This window comes from Klebsiella sp. HMSC16C06, from assembly GCF_001808325.1.
In the GTDB taxonomy this organism is placed as follows: Bacteria; Pseudomonadota; Gammaproteobacteria; order Enterobacterales; family Enterobacteriaceae; genus Klebsiella; species Klebsiella variicola.
This window is the reverse complement of record NZ_KV793012.1, coordinates 378,907-395,801: the sequence shown is the minus strand read 5'-3', so window position 1 is coordinate 395,801 and position 16,895 is coordinate 378,907. Positions and strand designations below refer to the sequence as shown.

The 16,895-nt window shown below is 57.9% G+C and carries 14 protein-coding genes; 10 read left to right on the top strand and 4 right to left on the bottom strand.

Annotated elements, in window-relative coordinates; all coding sequences use genetic code 11:
• Nucleotide 1: 1 nt before the first annotated feature.
• On the bottom strand, nt 2-1,531 hold the full coding sequence (pntA, locus tag HMPREF3142_RS20720) for a Re/Si-specific NAD(P)(+) transhydrogenase subunit alpha (protein ID WP_070612524.1): 1,530 nt from the start codon (nt 1,529-1,531) through the stop codon (nt 2-4).
• Between the two features lie 521 nt (nt 1,532-2,052).
• Here pntA and ydgH point away from each other — a divergent pair.
• From ydgH to folM, 3 genes are all read left to right on the top strand, one after another.
• Nucleotides 2,053-3,003, top strand: a complete 951-nt coding sequence (gene ydgH, locus HMPREF3142_RS20715) for a DUF1471 family protein YdgH (RefSeq protein WP_008805066.1) — start codon at nt 2,053-2,055, stop codon at nt 3,001-3,003.
• A gap of 177 nt (nt 3,004-3,180) precedes the next feature.
• The gene (locus HMPREF3142_RS20710; RefSeq protein ID WP_012541893.1) at nt 3,181-4,563 is read left to right on the top strand and encodes an amino acid permease; all 1,383 of its coding nucleotides are present in this window, start codon (nt 3,181-3,183) and stop codon (nt 4,561-4,563) included.
• 36 nt (nt 4,564-4,599) lie between these two features.
• Entirely contained in the window at nt 4,600-5,322 is a 723-nt protein-coding gene (gene folM, locus HMPREF3142_RS20705; protein ID WP_012541894.1) for a dihydromonapterin reductase, read from the top strand.
• On the opposite strand, the gene HMPREF3142_RS20700 is transcribed toward folM, so the two are convergent.
• The gene (locus tag HMPREF3142_RS20700) at nt 5,319-5,654 is read right to left on the bottom strand and encodes a GlpM family protein (RefSeq protein ID WP_008805069.1); all 336 of its coding nucleotides are present in this window, start codon (nt 5,652-5,654) and stop codon (nt 5,319-5,321) included. The genes folM and HMPREF3142_RS20700 overlap by 4 nt on opposite strands.
• Before the next feature lie 128 nt (nt 5,655-5,782).
• Here HMPREF3142_RS20700 and rstA point away from each other — a divergent pair, with 128 nt between their 5' ends.
• The 5 genes from rstA to tus all read left to right on the top strand — a co-directional run bounded on the left by rstA (nt 5,783) and on the right by tus (nt 10,654).
• A complete protein-coding gene (gene rstA / locus HMPREF3142_RS20695) occupies nt 5,783-6,505 on the top strand; it encodes a two-component system response regulator RstA (RefSeq protein WP_008805070.1) in 723 nt (240 codons plus the stop codon).
• Between the two features lie 252 nt (nt 6,506-6,757).
• Nucleotides 6,758-7,120 (top strand): hypothetical protein, encoded by a 363-nt coding sequence (locus HMPREF3142_RS20690; protein WP_008805071.1) that lies wholly within the window; start codon nt 6,758-6,760, stop codon nt 7,118-7,120.
• Between the two features lie 244 nt (nt 7,121-7,364).
• Nucleotides 7,365-8,105 (top strand): SDR family oxidoreductase, encoded by a 741-nt coding sequence (locus HMPREF3142_RS20685; protein WP_032735481.1) that lies wholly within the window; start codon nt 7,365-7,367, stop codon nt 8,103-8,105.
• Between the two features lie 240 nt (nt 8,106-8,345).
• Complete coding sequence (gene rstB, locus HMPREF3142_RS20680; protein ID WP_008805073.1) at nt 8,346-9,647, top strand: two-component system sensor histidine kinase RstB; 1,302 nt, start codon at nt 8,346-8,348, stop codon at nt 9,645-9,647.
• A 74-nt stretch (nt 9,648-9,721) separates the two neighbouring features.
• A complete protein-coding gene (gene tus, locus HMPREF3142_RS20675) occupies nt 9,722-10,654 on the top strand; it encodes a DNA replication terminus site-binding protein (RefSeq protein WP_008805074.1) in 933 nt (310 codons plus the stop codon).
• Here tus and fumC read toward each other — a convergent pair.
• Nucleotides 10,644-12,044, bottom strand: coding sequence for a class II fumarate hydratase (fumC, locus tag HMPREF3142_RS20670; protein WP_012541897.1), 1,401 nt, complete (start codon nt 12,042-12,044; stop codon nt 10,644-10,646). The genes tus and fumC overlap by 11 nt on opposite strands.
• 141 nt (nt 12,045-12,185) lie before the next feature.
• A complete protein-coding gene (fumA, locus tag HMPREF3142_RS20665; protein ID WP_023340069.1) occupies nt 12,186-13,832 on the bottom strand; it encodes a class I fumarate hydratase FumA in 1,647 nt (548 codons plus the stop codon).
• Between the two features lie 201 nt (nt 13,833-14,033).
• On the opposite strand from fumA, the gene manA reads away from it, so the two are divergent.
• Both manA and HMPREF3142_RS20655 read left to right on the top strand, forming a co-directional pair.
• Nucleotides 14,034-15,212, top strand: a complete 1,179-nt coding sequence (manA, locus tag HMPREF3142_RS20660) for a mannose-6-phosphate isomerase (protein WP_070612522.1) — start codon at nt 14,034-14,036, stop codon at nt 15,210-15,212.
• A gap of 87 nt (nt 15,213-15,299) precedes the next feature.
• Nucleotides 15,300-16,859, top strand: a complete 1,560-nt coding sequence (locus HMPREF3142_RS20655) for a YdgA family protein (protein ID WP_032735477.1) — start codon at nt 15,300-15,302, stop codon at nt 16,857-16,859.
• The last annotated feature ends 36 nt before the right edge of the window (nt 16,860-16,895 follow it).

The following is a 16,895-nucleotide window of genomic DNA, read 5'->3' as shown; positions in this document are numbered from 1 at the left end:
CTTATCCTTTGCGAAACATTTTCAGCATGCGCTGAGTCACGGTAAAACCACCGAAAATATTAATGCTGGCGATCAGTACCGCGATAAAGCTCAGGAAGCTGACCCAGCCCCCGTGGCCTATCTGCAACAACGCACCAACAACGATAATGCCCGAAATCGCGTTCGTCACCGACATCAGCGGCGTATGCAGCGCATGGGAGACGTTCCATACCACGTAGTAACCTACTACGCAGGCCAGCGCGAAGACGGTGAAATGGCCAAGAAACTCTTTTGGCGCGACGTTCGCCAGCCAGCCGAAGAGGATAATCGCCAGCGCTATCAGGGCATATTTACGCCATGGGGACACCGGTTTTGCCGCTTCTTTCGGCGCTTCCACTTTTTTCGCTGCAGCCTGCGGCTGAACGGAGACCTGAATCGGCGGCGCCGGCCAGGTGATTTCGCCTTCGCGCACTACGGTCACGCCGCGCACCACCACGTCATCGAAATCGATAACAATGTTGCCATCTTTCTCTTTGCACAGCAGCTTCAGCAGGTTAACCAGGTTGGTACCGTAGAGCTGGGAAGACTGGGTCGGCAGACGGCCCGGCAGATCGGTGTAACCAATAATTTTCACGCCGTTGGCGGTGGTGACCACTTCGCCGGGCACGGTGTACTCACAGTTGCCGCCATTTTGCGAGGCGAGGTCGACCACCACGCTGCCCGACTTCATGGAGTCGACCATCTCGCGGGTGATCAGTTTCGGTGCCGGTTTACCCGGAATTAACGCCGTGGTGACGATGATATCGACATCTTTCGCCTGGGCGGCGAACAGCGCCATTTCGGCCTTAATAAAGGCCTCAGACATCACCTTGGCGTAGCCGTCGCCGCTGCCGGCTTCCTCTTTAAAGTCCAGCTCGAGGAACTCGGCGCCCATACTCTGCACCTGCTCCTTCACTTCCGGACGGGTATCGAAGGCGCGGACGATAGCGCCCAGGCTGTTGGCGGCGCCAATCGCAGCCAGACCGGCCACCCCGGCGCCGATGACCATCACCTTCGCGGGCGGAACTTTGCCTGCCGCCGTAATCTGTCCGGTAAAGAAACGGCCGAATTCATGGGCCGCTTCCACGATTGCACGGTAGCCGGCAATGTTTGCCATTGAACTGAGCGCATCCAGCGACTGGGCGCGAGAAATACGCGGCACCGAATCCATCGCCATCACGTTGATATTACGGGCCGCCAGTTTTTCCATCAGCTGCGGGTTTTGCGCAGGCCAGATAAAACTTATCAGCGTGGTTCCCGGATTCAGCAGTGCAATTTCATCGTCATTTGGAGCATTGACCTTGAGGATGACGTCAGACTGCCAGACCTCGTTGCCCGCGACGATCTCAGCCCCTGCCTGGGTAAAGGCGGCATCGTCAAAGCTGGCCAGTTTCCCGGCCCCGCTTTCTACCGCGACGCTAAAGCCGAGTTTAAGCAATTGCTCAACGGTCTTCGGCGTGGCGGCGGCCCGGGTCTCCTGGGCTAGCCTCTCTTGTGGTACACCAATACGCATAGTTTTCCCTTCCATCGGTTTTTGATGATGGTTTACTTTTCTGACCAACAACGACAAGACGGCGAAATCTTCCTCGCCATCTTCCGCTGTCTGCAAAATGAAACAGTAACAAACTTTTTATAACCTACTGAAAATAGCGATTGTGATCTACAGCGATAAAACAGAAATTTTGATTTTATTGCTTATTGTCAGCACAGATGGTTCCGGGCAGCAATATTTACCTGAATTTCTCACTCAGGCCTGATAATCCGCTTATCCAGCGTGATAAAACGCCATTTATCGCCATTGAGATCATTGTATTAACATTACGTTAACTAATAAAAGTGGTATCGATTATCGTTTTTGCTGGTCAAGCGGCTGTTTTTTCAACATATCGAAAAATGTTATCTTTCCGTAGTATACGATTCGGGCGGCAAGCAAAAAATGACGCAGACAGTCACAACGATTAAATGCAATAATCAAACGTTTTCAGTCAACAACAACACCAGTATATGGTTTGCGCAAGGCAAAGGATTATTTTTATGAAGCTTAAAAACACCCTCCTGGCGTCTGCTCTCCTGACAACCGCCACGTTGTCTGCCCATGCAGCGACCGAGTTGACCCCGGAGCAGGCGGCTGCGCTGAAGCCCTACGATCGCGTTGTCGTCACCGGCCGGTTTAATGCCATTGGCGACGCGGTACAGGCGGTATCGCGTAAAGCCGACAAAGACGGCGCGGCCTCATTCTATGTTGTCGACACGTCGGACTACGGCAATGGCGGCAACTGGCGCGTCACGGCTGACCTCTATAAAGACAACGCGCCGCAAGCGGATGCGCCGAAAAATCGCATCATCAATGGCGTGGTAGAACTGCCGAAAGATCAGGCCGTGACGCTGATGCCTTACGACACTGTCACCGTTCAGGGCTTCTATCGCAGCCAGCCGGAAGTCAATGATGCCATCACCAAAGCGGCAAAAGCGAAAGGCGCCTATGCGTTCTTTATCGTGCGCCAGGTGGATGCCAACCAGGGCGGCAACCAGCGCATTACCGCTTATATCTATAAAAAAGATGCTGAAAAACGCGTGCTGCAGAGCCCGGACGCCATCCCGGCAGACTCTGACGCCGGTCGCGCGGCGCTGGCCAAAGGCGGTGAAGCCGCGAAAAACGTGGAAATCCCGGGCGTCGCCACCACCGCGGCTGTGGGCTCAGGCACTGGCGTCGGTCGTTTCTTCGAGACCCAGTCTTCCAAAGGCGGGCGTTACACTGTCACGCTGCCGGACGGCACCAAAGTGGAAGAAGTGAACAAAGTGACCGCGGCGCAAATGGTGCCGTTCGATAATATCCAGTTCACCGGCAACTACGGCAACATGACGGAAATCTCCTATCAGACGGCGAAACGCGCGGCGAAGAAAGGGGCGAAGTACTACCACATCACCCGTCAGTGGCAGGAACGCGGCGGCAACATCACCATCAGCGCTGATTTGTACAAATAATCACTGCTGACTGGCTAAAAAGGCGGCGCAATGCCGCCTTTTCATTTTTTTTCATCCCCCGCCATTGCATGGCTCCCGGACACTCCGTAAAATCCCGCGCCTTAGCGCAATCCTCCATTTTTATGCGATTTCGCAAAATAAATATTCTGGAACAGCCATTTTCACCTCGGGAATGCAATGGAAAAGAAACTGGGCCTGAGCGCCCTGACCGCCCTGGTCCTTAGCTCAATGCTCGGCGCTGGCGTATTCAGTTTGCCGCAAAATATGGCTGCCGTAGCCAGCCCCTCCGCTTTGCTTATCGGCTGGGCCATCACCGGCGTCGGGATCCTGTTCCTCGCCTTCGCCATGCTGCTGTTAACCCGCATTCGCCCCGACCTCGACGGCGGGATCTTCACCTACGCCCGCGAAGGGTTCGGTGAGCTGATTGGCTTCTGTTCCGCCTGGGGATACTGGCTCTGCGCGGTGATCGCCAACGTCTCCTATCTGGTCATCGTCTTTTCGGCGCTCAGTTTCTTCACCGATACCCCTGAGCTGCGCCTGTTTGGCGATGGCAACACCTGGCAGTCTATCGCTGGCGCTTCGGTTTTGCTGTGGGTTGTCCATTTTCTGGTCCTGCGCGGCGTGCAGACGGCGGCGGGGATTAACCTGGTGGCCACCCTCGCCAAACTCCTGCCGCTGGGCGCGTTTATCGCGCTCGCCGCCCTGGCCTTCCAGCTGGATACGTTCCGCCTCGATTTCCGCGGACTGGCGCTGGGAATCCCCGTGTGGGAGCAGGTTAAAAACACCATGCTGATCACCCTGTGGGTGTTTATTGGCGTGGAAGGTGCCGTCGTGGTTTCTGCCCGCGCCCGACACAAGCGCGATGTCGGTCGCGCAACGCTGCTGGCGGTGCTCTCCGCCCTCACGGTCTATCTGCTGGTCACCCTGCTGTCGCTGGGCGTGGTGCCGCGCAGCGAACTGGCCGGTATGCGTAACCCGTCGATGGCGGGACTGATGGTCAACATGATGGGTTCGTGGGGAGAAATCGTGATTGCGGCGGGCCTGATCGTGTCGGTGTGTGGCGCCTACCTGAGCTGGACGATTATGGCTGCGGAAGTGCCTTTCCTGGCCGCCACGCATAAAGCCTTCCCGCGCCTGTTTGCCCGCCAGAACAGCAACAATGCCCCGTCCGCCTCGCTGTGGCTGACCAATATCAGCGTTCAGGTATCGCTGGTGCTGATCTGGTTGACCGGGTCGGACTACGGCACCCTGCTGACCATCGCCTCAGAGATGATCCTCGTTCCCTATCTGCTGGTCGGCGCCTTTCTGCTGAAAATCGCCACTCGCCCGCTGCACAAAGCGGTGGGTATCGGCGCCTGCATTTATGGCTTATGGTTATTATACGCGTCGGGACCTGTGCATTTGCTGTTGTCGGTGGTACTTTACGCTCCGGGTCTTCTGGTCTTTTTGTACGCTCGACGTACGCACCAGCACGATCGTTCGCTCAAACGCCGCGAATTGGCGCTAATTGGTTTATTGCTGGTTGCCGCTGTGCCGGCAACGTGGATGCTGGTGGGGTAAGCGCTCGCCCTGCCGCAGAACGCATAGGAGATACCCATGGCTGAACAACAGCCCCGCCCGGTTCTGATCACAGGAGGAGGCCGCCGCATCGGTCTCGCGCTGGCACACCATTTTCTGCTGCAACACCAGCCGGTCATCGTCAGCTATCGCACGCCCTATCCGGCGATCGATGGCCTGCGCGACGCGGGCGCCCTCTGTCTGCAGGCCGATTTCAGCAGCGATGACGGCATACTGACCTTCGCCGAAGCGGTCAAATCGCACACCAGCGGCCTGCGCGCCATCATCCACAACGCCAGCGACTGGATGGCGGAGAAGCCGGGGGTAGCGCTGAGCACAGTGATCAACCGCATGATGCAGATCCACGTCCATGCCCCCTATCTGCTCAACCACGCGCTGGAGGATCTGCTGCGCGGCCACGGCCATGCCGCCAGTGATATTATCCATATTACCGATTACGTCGTGGAGCGCGGCAGCGATAAACATATCGCCTACGCCGCCAGCAAAGCCGCGCTGGACAATATGACCCGCTCCTTCGCCCGCAAGCTGGCGCCGGAGATCAAGGTCAACGCCATCGCCCCGTCGCTGATTATGTTTAATGAGGGTGACGACGAAGCCTATCGTCAGCAGGCGCTGGATAAATCGCTGATGAAAATCGCCCCAGGCGAAAAAGAGATTAGCGACCTTATCGACTATCTGTTTACCAGCCGCTACGTCACCGGCCGGTCCTTCGCCGTCGACGGCGGCCGCCCGCTGCGCTAGTGGAAGTGGTTCCAGCCCAGGATTAACAGCCAGGCGCATAGCCCCCAGCATCCCACCGCGCCTGCCAGCGCCAACGGCAGGCGCATGATCCCGGTGAAGTACCACAGCGATACCAAATAGACAAAATAGGGAATAATCGACCACATGCCGAACACGATGGTGGCGCGCAGGGCTTCAATACCGCGCTCGCTGGCGACGATATAGTGGGCGATGAGCGCAAAGGTAGGAAACAGCGGGATCAGCCCGGCGAGAGCGTAATTTTTCGTTTTTGCCAGCACGCCAATCAGCACCACCACCAGCGCACCCAGCAGCCCTTTGATTAACAGCCCCATGTCCTTATGCCTTAACAATGAATCAACAAGTTAGCGCAGCATAGCGGAAATAGCGCTGTTTATAAAAGAGTAATGGCGGGTAAAATAGACGCAGTGTATGTTACTTCTTTTACTGATGTGCAATAGACATGAATAAAATCGTTTTTGTTGAGGATGACCCTGAGGTTGGGGCGCTGATCGCCGCCTATCTCGGCAAGCATGATATGGAGGTGGTGGTCGAGCCTCGCGGCGACCGCGCAGAGGACGTGATCGCGCGGGAGAAACCGGACCTCGTGCTGCTGGACATTATGCTGCCCGGCAAAGACGGGATGACGCTCTGCCGCGATCTGCGCGGGCAATGGCAAGGGCCCATTGTCCTGCTGACCTCACTCGACAGCGACATGAACCATATCCTCTCCCTGGAGATGGGCGCCAGCGATTATATCCTGAAAACCACACCGCCAGCGGTGCTTCTCGCGCGACTGCGTCTGCATTTACGCCAGCATATCGCTCCGGCGGGCGCCGGCGCCGGTACCCCGGCAACGCTCACGCCGCACAAAACCATCTCCTTTGGTTCGCTGACCATTGACCCGGTCAACCGCCAGGTGCTGCTTGGCGGAGAAAACGTCGCATTGTCGACGGCCGATTTCGATCTGCTGTGGGAACTGGCCACCCACGCCGGGCAAATTATGGACCGCGACGCGCTGCTGAAAAATTTACGCGGCGTCACCTACGACGGGATGGATCGCAGCGTTGACGTGGCTATCTCCCGCCTGCGCAAAAAACTGCTCGACAACGCCACGGAGCCCTATCGTATTAAGACCGTTCGCAACAAAGGCTACCTGTTCGCCCCACACGCCTGGGACAACTAAGCTTCTCCCGCGGCCCTGCGAGGGGCCCGTTTTATGGCGCACTCCCCGACAGTAACCACCTCAACTTTTATTGCTTAGGGCAACTGCGCGGGTTTCCCTCTGCGCGCCCGCTGCCCGCTGCGAATTAGTCATATTGCGTAAATCAATAGATTTAGCCGTACAGTTCCCCATCACATAAGCCTTCAATATGATTGTGCTCAAGGACTTACTGTTATCAGAGTGGCATAAAGCCTGAAAACACAGGACTTTTGCATGATGAAATACGTTGTACTTTTGGCACTCTCACTCTTCACTTCACTCTCTGGTTGGGCTTTTTCCCTCGACAACGCCGATATTCGACTCCTCTGTCCACAGCGCGGGCAAATCGAGGTGATCCTCCACCGCTATGAACATACCCAGCAATCCTGGGGACAGCATCACTTTGAAACGGGAGGCGGCCACGTTCGCCAGGGACCGCTGCTGGTGATCCCGTTTGCCAACCTCGATCAGATGATTTACCACCAGACCACCGGCGAATTTGCTTACTGGTATGCCAAAACGGAAAAGCTGGTGCGCTGTCGTCTGCTGAGTCTGACGACCCTCTATCCGGTGGATATTCCCTACTTTCGCGAGTAGCGATACCCCGCTCAACGCTCCAGGGTAATGCAGGTCTGGTGGTTATAATTAATTTGTGACAACGTCACTAATTCAGATATTCCCGGCCGATATCATCCCGGATGACGCGACCTATACCGGGTATACCGGCGCCACAAAGATGGCAAAGCGCAACACGCCGGGCCCCCAAAGATGGTCGTTTTACAATAAATTTTCATTGTTCTAGTGTGAGTTAACTCAACACTCACGCGGTACGGGAGAGACAATGGGACGGTTCTCAGGTAAGAAAATTGTGATTACAGGGGCGAGCAGCGGTATTGGTCTGGCGGGGGCAATGCGCATTATTGATGAAGGGGGCGAAGTGATGCTGACCGGACGCCATCAGCAAAAACTGGCGTCGTTACGCACATTGCTGCCCGAGCGCGCCTGGTTTCTTCAGAACGATGGCGCGAAACCTGAGGCGGCGCATGCCCTCGCCGAGTCTGTAGAATCATTTGGCATGCTGGATGGCCTGTGGCTGAACGCCGGGCAGCTCGCCTTTTCTACGGTGGAAAATACCACCGAAACGCAGTTCGATACCATCATGGCCAACAACGTCCGTTCCGCTGTCCTGCAAATCGCCGCACTTTCGCGTTTTTTAAAGAGCGGAGCCTCGGTGGTCATCACCGCCTCTACGGCCGCCTACGAAGGCACGCCACTGGCGGCGCTCTATGCCGCCAGCAAAGGCGCGCAGCTGGCCCTGGTTCGCAGCTGGGCAACAGCCTTCGCCGCCCGCGGGATCAGAGTTAACGCGCTGGTCCCCGGGGCAATCGATACCCCTCTGCTTGACGCGATCCCCGTCCCCTTCCGCGAGCAGTATGATGAGCAGATTAGGGCTACCGTGCCGCTAAAACGCCAGGGAACGCCGGAGGAAGCGGCGGCGGTTGCGCTGTTTTTATTATCGGATGATGCCAGGTATGTGACGGGTAGCCAGTATGTGGTGGATGGCGGACTGCTGCGCTTATAAGGGCTGCGTCATTATTTATGCGTAAGGGATGTTGTCAGTGAGGGTGAACCCTGCTTTGATAGCGCATTAAACCGGGCGTGAAACGTAGAAGTGATTTTGCGGTATATTCTGCCGTGACAAACGCCCTGGACTGCGGTCTGGTTTCGTTCCTGCATCACCGCTTTAGCGGAAAGACACATACCACACCGCGCCATGAAGGCAAAAGATAGGTAATTAACATTCTGATTTAAGTGAGATTTAATGAAAAAGCTGTTTGTGCAGTTCTATCTTTTGCTCTTCGTTTGCTTTCTGGTAATGACCATGCTGGTCGGTCTGGTCTATAAATTTACCGCTGAGCGCGCCGGACGACAGTCGCTGGACGATTTGATGAAAAGTTCGCTGTATCTGATGCGCAGCGAGCTGCGGGAAATTCCGCCGCGCGACTGGAGCAAGACGCTCAAAGAGCTGGATCTGAACCTGTCGTTCGATCTGCACATCGAACCAATGAGCAAATTTAAGCTGTCGGAAAGCTCGATGCAGCACCTGCGCGCCGGCGATATTGTCGCGCTGGATGACCAGTACACCTTTATTCAGCGTATTCCCCGCAGCCATTATGTGCTGTCGGTGGGCCCGGTGCCTTATCTCTATTTTCTGCATGAAATGCGCCTGCTGGACGTGGCGCTGATGGCGTTTATTGCTATCTCGCTGGCCTTTCCGGTGTTTATCTGGATGCGTCCGCACTGGCAGGACATGTTGCGCATTGAAACCGCTGCCCAGCGCTTTGGCGAGGGCCACTTCAGCGAGCGCATTCATTTTGACAGCATGTCCAGCTTTGAACGGCTCGGCGTGGCCTTTAACCAGATGGCCGATAACATTAACGCCCTCATTGCCAGTAAGAAGCAGTTGATTGACGGTATCGCCCATGAGCTCAGGACGCCGCTGGTCCGCCTGCGCTACCGTCTGGAGATGAGCGAAAACCTCACCGAGGCGGAATCGCAAGCGCTGAACCGCGATATCGGCCAGCTGGAGGCGCTGATTGAAGAGCTCCTGACCTACGCCCGCCTCGACCGCCCGCAGACGGAACTCAGCCTGACGACGCCTGACTTTCCCGCCTGGATCAGCGATCACGTCGAGGATATCCAGATGGTCAACCCGCAGCGCGAGGTCGCTCTGGCGACGCTGACCCACGGCAACTACGGCGCGCTGGATATGCGGCTGATGGAGCGGGTACTGGATAATCTGGTGAATAACGCCCTGCGCTACAGCACCCAGCGGGTGGCGGTCAGCCTGACCCTGCAGGGTCCGCGCGCGTCGCTGCAGGTCGAGGATGACGGCCCGGGAATCGCTCCCGAAGAGCGCGAGCGGGTGTTTGAGCCCTTTGTCCGTCTTGACCCCAGCCGCGATCGGGCGACAGGAGGTTGCGGCCTCGGCCTGGCGATTGTGCACAGTATTGCCCAGGCGATGGGCGGTGACGTGCGCTGTGAGGCCAGCCCTCTCGGCGGCGCCCGCTTCTGCTTTAGCTGGCCGGTTTATCATCAGTTGCCCGATTTTACCTCTGCCTGAATAAAACTTGCGCAGCGGCCGCGCGCTGCGTATGCTGTAAAAATCAAATAGTATGTTGTAACTAAGGTGAAATGATGGCCAGCTACGATCTTGTTGAACGTCTGAATGATACCTTTCGCCAGATCGAGCTGGAGCTGCAGACGCTCCAGCAGGCATTAAGCAGCTGTCGGCTGCTGGCGGCCAGGGTATTTGAACTGCCGGCGGTCAGTAAGGATGCCGAGCACGATCCGCTGGCGAACATACCGGTGGTGCAGCACAGCGGCAAGGCGGCGCTGGCCCTCGCCCTGCGCCACTACAGCCATCTGTTTATCCAGCAGCAGTCGGAAAACCGCAGCAGCAAGGCCGCCGTCCGTCTGCCAGGGGCTATCTGCCTGCAGGTCACCGCCGCGGAGCAGCAGGATCTGCTGGCGCGCATTCAGCATATTAACGCCCTGAAGGCTACCTTCGAGAAAATCGTCACCGTCGATTCTGGCCTGCCCCCTACTGCCCGTTTTGAATGGGTGCATCGCCACCTGCCGGGCTTGATCACCCTCAGCGCCTACCGCACGCTGACGCCCCTTATCGACCCCAGCACCATCCGCTTCGGCTGGGCCAATAAACACGTGATCAAGAACCTGACCCGCGACCAGGTATTGATGATGCTGGAGAAAAGCCTGCAATCACCGCGGGCGGTGCCGCCGTGGACCCGTGAGCAGTGGCAGAGCAAGCTTGAGAGGGAGTATCAGGACATCGCCGCCCTGCCGCAGCGGGCGCGGCTGAAAATCAAACGGCCGGTGAAAGTGCAGCCGATTGCCCGCGTCTGGTACGCCAGCGAGCAGAAACAGGTGCAGTACGCCTGCCCCAGCCCGCTGATCGCGCTGATATCCGGCAGCCAGGGGGTCAGCGTCCCGGATATCGGCGAATTGCTGAACTATGACGCCGACAATGTCCAGTACCGCTACAAACCGGAGGCGCAGTCGCTGAGATTACTTATCCCGCGCCTGCACCTCTGGCTGGCTAGCGAGTAGCCAGGCTGCCAACCATCTCCTCAGGGCGCACCCAGCTGTCGAATTCGGCTTCCGTCAGGTAGCCCAGCGCCAGCGCCGAGGCTTTGAGGGTCAGCCCCTCATGGTGCGCTTTTTTAGCGATTTCCGCCGCCTTGTCGTAGCCGATATGGGTATTCAGCGCAGTGACCAGCATCAGCGACTCATTGAGCAGCTGGCTGATCCGCTCGCGATTCGGTTCAATACCCACCGCACAGTGCTCGTTAAAACTTGCCATGCCGTCCGCCAGCAGACGCACCGACTGCAGGAAGTTGTGGATGACCATCGGGCGATAGACGTTAAGCTCAAAGTTGCCGGAGGCGCCACCGATATTCACCGCCACGTCGTTGCCCATCACCTGGCAGCAGACCATGGTCAGGGCTTCGCACTGGGTTGGGTTAACCTTGCCGGGCATAATCGATGACCCTGGCTCGTTTTCCGGGATGGCGATTTCGCCAATGCCGCAGCGGGGGCCGGAGGCCAGCCAGCGGACATCGTTAGCGATTTTCATCAGGGACGCCGCCAGGCCTTTCAGCGCGCCGTGGGCATGGACCAGGGCATCCACAGTGGCCAACGCTTCGAATTTGTTTGGTGCGGTGACAAATGGTTGTCCGCTGAGCGACGCCAGCTCGGCCGCCACCCGCACGGCATACTCCGGATGGGTATTCAGCCCGGTTCCTACCGCCGTCCCGCCCAGCGCCAGCTCGGCAAGATGCGGCTGACTGGCTTCGATGTGCTTCAGGCTATGGTCCAGCATCGCCACCCAGCCGGAGATCTCCTGGCCTAACGTGAGCGGCGTGGCGTCCTGCAGATGGGTGCGGCCGATCTTGACGATATCCCTGAAGGCTACCGCTTTTTCATTGAGCGTCGCCCGCAGCGCCTGCAGCGACGGGATCACTTTTTCCCGCAGGGCAATCAGCGCCGCGACGTGCATGGCGGTGGGGAACACGTCATTTGAGCTCTGGCTCTTATTCACATCGTCATTGGGATGAATTTTTCGCGCCATCCCCCGTTCACCGCCCAGCAGTTCACTGGCGCGGTTGGCCAGCACCTCGTTCATATTCATATTGCTTTGGGTGCCGGAGCCGGTCTGCCAGATAGCCAGCGGGAACTCCTGCGCGTGCTTTCCGGCGAGGACTTCGTCAGCGGCAGCGACGATCGCCCCGGCTTTCTCCGCCGTCAGCAACCCGAGATCCTGATTAACCTTCGCCGCCGCCCGCTTGGTCAGCGCCAGGGCGTAAATCAGCTCCCCGGGCATTTTTTCGCTTGATATGCGGAAATGCTCCAGCGAGCGTTGGGTCTGGGCGCCCCAGAGCTTATCGGCCGGGACGTCGATGGCGCCCATCGAGTCTTTTTCACTGCGATGCGTTGTCATTACTTTCTCCTTGGATTCAAAGTGCGTCATAGCGACAAAGCTCACCTGCTTAAAAGACTAAGTATTGGCCAGATTTATAAGTTGTTTTGGTGGTTCGTGCCGCGAAGCGACATAAAAAAACCGCCCGAAGGGCGGTCTGGGTTACTTCACGCAGCGGGCGCACTGCGACGTCTGGATCTGCTGGAAGAAGTCATTGCCTTTATCATCGACGAGGATAAACGCCGGGAAATCCTCCACTTCAATTTTCCAGATAGCCTCCATACCCAGCTCCGGATACGCCACGCACTCGAGGCTGCGGATGCTCTGCTGGGCCAGTACCGCCGCCGGGCCGCCGATACTGCCGAGGTAGAAGCCGCCGTGTTTGTGGCACGCGTCGGTGACCTGCTGGCTGCGGTTGCCTTTCGCCAGCATGATCTTGCTCGCGCCGTGCGACTGCAGCAGATCAACGTATGAATCCATGCGCCCTGCGGTGGTCGGTCCCAGAGAGCCGGAGGCGTAACCGTCCGGTGTCTTGGCCGGACCGGCATAGTAGATCGGGTGATCTTTGACGTACTGCGGCAGTGCTTCACCGCTGTCGATAAGCTCCTTCAGCTTGGCGTGAGCGATATCGCGGGCCACGATAATAGTGCCGCTCAGCGACAAACGGGTGGACACCGGGTACTGTGACAGCAGCGCCAGGATCTCGCTCATCGGCTGGTTAAGATTCACCTTCACCGCTTCGCCTTCCCCGGCCTGGCGCAGATGCTCAGGGATATATTTCCCCGGATTGCTCTCCAGCTTCTCGATCCAGATGCCGTCGCGGTTGATTTTGGCTTTGATGTTGCGGTCGGCGGAACAGGAGACGCCCATCCCTACCGGGCAGGAAGCGCCGTGACGCGGCAGACGGATCACGCGGATATCGTGGGCGAAGTATTTCCCGCCGAACTGCGCGCCGAGGCCAAGGTTCTGCGCTTCCAGCAGCAGTTCTTGCTCCAGTTGCACATCGCGGAACGCCTGGCCATGCTCGTTACCTTCGGTCGGCAGGCCATCGTAGTATTTGGTGGAGGCCAGCTTCACGGTTTTCAGCGTCGCTTCCGCCGAAGTCCCGCCGATCACAAAGGCGATATGGTACGGCGGACAAGCGGCGGTCCCGAGGGTGCGCATCTTCTCAACCAGATAGTTTTTCAGCTTCGCCGGGGTGATCAGCGCTTTGGTTTCCTGGTACAGATAGGTTTTGTTCGCCGAACCGCCGCCCTTGGCGATGCAGAGGAATTTGTACTCATCGCCATCGGTAGCATAAAGATCGATCTGCGCCGGCAGGTTGGTACCGGTGTTAACCTCTTTATACATATCCAGCGGCGCGTTCTGCGAGTAGCGCAGGTTGTCCTGGATATAGGTGTTGTACACACCCTGCGCCAGAGCGGCTTCATCACCGCCGCCGGTCCACACGCGCTGGCCTTTTTTACCCATGATGATCGCGGTGCCGGTGTCCTGGCAGGTGGGCAGAATGCCTTTGGCGGCGATATCCGAGTTGCGCAGGAACTGCAGGGCGACGTATTTGTCGTTTTCGCTGGCTTCCGGGTCGTTAAGGATATCCGCCACCTGCTGCTGATGCGCCGGGCGAAGCATAAAGGAGGCGTCGTGGAAAGCATGCTGCGCCAGAAGGGTTAGCGCCTGAGGGTCGACTTTTAGCACTTCCTGGCCGGCAAATTCGGCGACGGAGACGTAATCACTGCTGAGGAGATAATACTCGGTGTCATCCTTTTTGAGGGGAAAAGGATCCTGGTAAACAAACGGTTTATTCGACATTGTACTCTCACTTACTGCTTTGGCTGATTATGTTTCAGGCAGGGACTCCATGTGCCTGTAGAAAAGCGAGTCGATCAATCTTACACAATTTTTTAACAAAAACTGAGACAGGGACGACTTTTTCTTTCAGCAGTTGCTTCTCCACGGTTTACTGGTTTAATAGAGCAATAATTTTTACTTTGATTGATACAGGGAATGAGAATGCAAAAGCTGATCAACGCCGTACAGAACTACGCATGGGGAAGCCACACCGCTTTAACTGAACTGTATGGCATTGCCAACCCGGACAACCTGCCGATGGCGGAGCTGTGGATGGGGGCGCATCCGAAGAGCAGCTCGCAGATCCTGGCGGCCGACGGCCAGCCGCGTTCGCTGCGCGAGGTGATTGACGCGGATAAAACCGCCCTGCTCGGCGACAAGGTTGCCGCCCGCTTTGGTGAGCTGCCGTTCCTGTTTAAAGTGCTGTGCGCCGCTCAGCCGCTCTCTATTCAGGTCCATCCCAACAAGCAGGCCTCGGAAGAAGGTTTCGCCCGCGAGAACGCCGCCGGCATCCCGCTCTCCGCCGCCGAGCGTAACTATAAAGATCCAAACCACAAGCCGGAGCTGGTTTTTGCCCTGACGCCGTTCCTGGCGATGAATGCGTTTCGCGAGTTCAGCGAGATTGTCACCCTGCTGCAGCCGGTGGCTAGCGCGCATCCGGCGATTGGCGCCTTCCTGCAGCAGCCGGACGCGGCTCATCTGAGCCAGCTGTTTGCCAGCCTGCTCAATATGCAGGGTGAGGAAAAAGCCAAGGCGCTGCAGGTGCTGCGCGACGTACTGGCCCGTGAACAGGGCGAACCGTGGCAGACTATCCGTCTGATCGCGGAATTCTATCCAGACGACAGCGGCCTCTTCTCGCCGCTGCTGCTGAACGTGGTGAAGCTGAACCCTGGCGAAGCCATGTTCCTGTTCGCCGAAACGCCGCATGCCTATCTGCAGGGGGTGGCGCTGGAGGTGATGGCCAACTCGGATAACGTACTGCGTGCCGGTCTGACGCCGAAATACATTGATATTCCTGAGCTGGTCGCTAACGTCAAGTTTGAAGCCAAACCGGCGGGTGAGCTGTTGACCCAGCCGCAGCAGCACGGCGCAGAGCTGGACTTCCCGATCCCGGTGGAAGATTTTGCCTTCTCGCTGCACGACCTCTCCGCCGAGGCCAGCGATCTGGCTCAGGCGAGCGCGGCGATTATTTTCTGCGTCGACGGCGAAGCCGTACTGCACAAAGGTGACCAGAGCCTGACGCTCAAGCCGGGCGAGTCGGCTTTCGTGGCCGCCAACGAATCACCGGTGCAGGTCAGCGGACGCGGCCGCGTGGCGCGCGTGTTCAATAAGCTCAAGTAAGTGACTGACCTTTCAGGTCGCGCTTACTGAATGATGACAACTCAGCCAGGCGGTCTCTCCGCCTGGCTTCATTTATGGACAAATGCTATGAAAAAATCGCTGGTCGCAGCAGGCATCATCGTGGCGCTGGGCGTGGTATGGACAGGCGGCGCCTGGTACACCGGCAAACAGCTGGAAGGCCGGATCGCCGATATGGTGCAGCAGGCTAACGCGCAGCTACGCAGCAGCGCGCCGGAATCAGGTCTGGAGCTGAGCTATCAGAATTACCAGCGCGGGCTGTTCAGCAGCCATCTGCAGCTGGTGGTTAAGCCGATCGCCGGTCAGGCCAACAGCTGGCTGGCCGCCGGACAGAGCGTGGTACTTGACGAGGTGGTCGATCATGGACCCTTCCCGCTGGCCTCATTAAAAACCTTTAATCTGGCCCCGGCGATGGCCTCGGTCCACACCACGCTGGTGAAAAATGATGCCAGCCAGGCGCTGTTCGAGATCGCCAAAGGCAACACTCCCTTTACCGTCGATACACGCATCGCCTACAGCGGCGACAGCCAGTCAGCGATCGTGCTCAATGCCCTCGACTATGCCAAAGGTGATGAGAAAGTCACCTTCAGCGGCGGTCAGTTCCAGCTCGACGCCGATCGCGACGGCAAAAACATCAGCCTGAAGGGCCAGGCCGGCAGCGGGCAGATCGATGCGCTCAACGAATATAATCAGAAGGTACAGCTGCGCTTCGTCAACCTGACCACCGACGGCGCCACCGAACTGGCCAGCTTCAACGAACGTATCGGCCAGCAAAAAATGACCCTCGATAAACTGGCCATCAGCGTCGAAGGCAAAGAGCTGGCGCTGGTTGACGGGATGGCGCTGGACGGCGGCTCGACGCTGACCCAGGACGGCAAAGGCGTGAACAGCCAGGTGAACTACACCGTGAACAGCCTCAAGCTGCAGGGGCAGGATATGGGCAGCGGCAAACTGACGCTGAAAGTGGATAATGTCGACGGTCAGGCGTGGCACCAGTTTAGTCAGCAGTACAGTGCACAGTCTCAGGCGCTGCTGGCAAAACCGGAACTGGCGCAAAACCCGGAACTGTACCAGCAGGCGTTAACCGAAACCCTGTTCAATGCGCTGCCGATCCTGCTTAAAGGCAACCCATCGGTGACTATCTCTCCGCTGAGCTGGCGCAATGCCAAAGGGGAAAGTACCCTGAATCTGTCGGTTCTGCTGAAGGATCCGGCCCAGGTGACCACCCCACCGCAGACCCTGGCGGACAGTCTGGATCGCGTGGTGCAGTCCCTTGACGGCAAGGTGGTGATCCCGGTGGATATGGCGACGGAGTTGATGACCAAAATCGCCGGTCTGGAAGGTTACCAGCCAGCCGATGCGGCCAAACTCGCCGATCAGCAGGTCAAAGGCCTGGCGGCGATGGGCCAGATGTTCCGCATCACCACCATGGAAGATAACGCCATCAGCAGCAGCCTGCAGTACGCTAACGGCCAGGTGACGCTGAACGGACAGAAAATGCCGCTGGAGGATTTTGCCGCGATGTTTGGTCTGGAAGCGCCTGCTCAACCGGACGCGGCGCCGCAGGAAGGCCAGCCGCAACAGGATGACGCCGCTCCTCAGCAGGACGACGCCGCCCCGCAGCCGTAACTTATCGTCTCAGGAGACGGCCATCGCGCGCCGTCT

Excerpts from the sequence above, each read along its gene's own strand:
- rstB (WP_008805073.1), top strand. The coding sequence starts at position 8,346 with ATGAAAAAGCTGTTTGTGCAGTTCTATCTTTTGCTCTTCGTTTGCTTT.
- HMPREF3142_RS20700 (WP_008805069.1), bottom strand. The coding sequence starts at position 5,654 with ATGGGGCTGTTAATCAAAGGGCTGCTGGGTGCGCTGGTGGTGGTGCTG.
- manA (WP_070612522.1), top strand. The coding sequence starts at position 14,034 with ATGCAAAAGCTGATCAACGCCGTACAGAACTACGCATGGGGAAGCCAC.
- pntA (WP_070612524.1), bottom strand. The coding sequence starts at position 1,531 with ATGCGTATTGGTGTACCACAAGAGAGGCTAGCCCAGGAGACCCGGGCC.
- HMPREF3142_RS20685 (WP_032735481.1), top strand. The coding sequence starts at position 7,365 with ATGGGACGGTTCTCAGGTAAGAAAATTGTGATTACAGGGGCGAGCAGC.
- folM (WP_012541894.1), top strand. The coding sequence starts at position 4,600 with ATGGCTGAACAACAGCCCCGCCCGGTTCTGATCACAGGAGGAGGCCGC.
- HMPREF3142_RS20655 (WP_032735477.1), top strand. The coding sequence starts at position 15,300 with ATGAAAAAATCGCTGGTCGCAGCAGGCATCATCGTGGCGCTGGGCGTG.
- HMPREF3142_RS20710 (WP_012541893.1), top strand. The coding sequence starts at position 3,181 with ATGGAAAAGAAACTGGGCCTGAGCGCCCTGACCGCCCTGGTCCTTAGC.
- fumC (WP_012541897.1), bottom strand. The coding sequence starts at position 12,044 with ATGACAACGCATCGCAGTGAAAAAGACTCGATGGGCGCCATCGACGTC.
- fumA (WP_023340069.1), bottom strand. The coding sequence starts at position 13,832 with ATGTCGAATAAACCGTTTGTTTACCAGGATCCTTTTCCCCTCAAAAAG.
- HMPREF3142_RS20690 (WP_008805071.1), top strand. The coding sequence starts at position 6,758 with ATGATGAAATACGTTGTACTTTTGGCACTCTCACTCTTCACTTCACTC.
- ydgH (WP_008805066.1), top strand. The coding sequence starts at position 2,053 with ATGAAGCTTAAAAACACCCTCCTGGCGTCTGCTCTCCTGACAACCGCC.
- rstA (WP_008805070.1), top strand. The coding sequence starts at position 5,783 with ATGAATAAAATCGTTTTTGTTGAGGATGACCCTGAGGTTGGGGCGCTG.
- tus (WP_008805074.1), top strand. The coding sequence starts at position 9,722 with ATGGCCAGCTACGATCTTGTTGAACGTCTGAATGATACCTTTCGCCAG.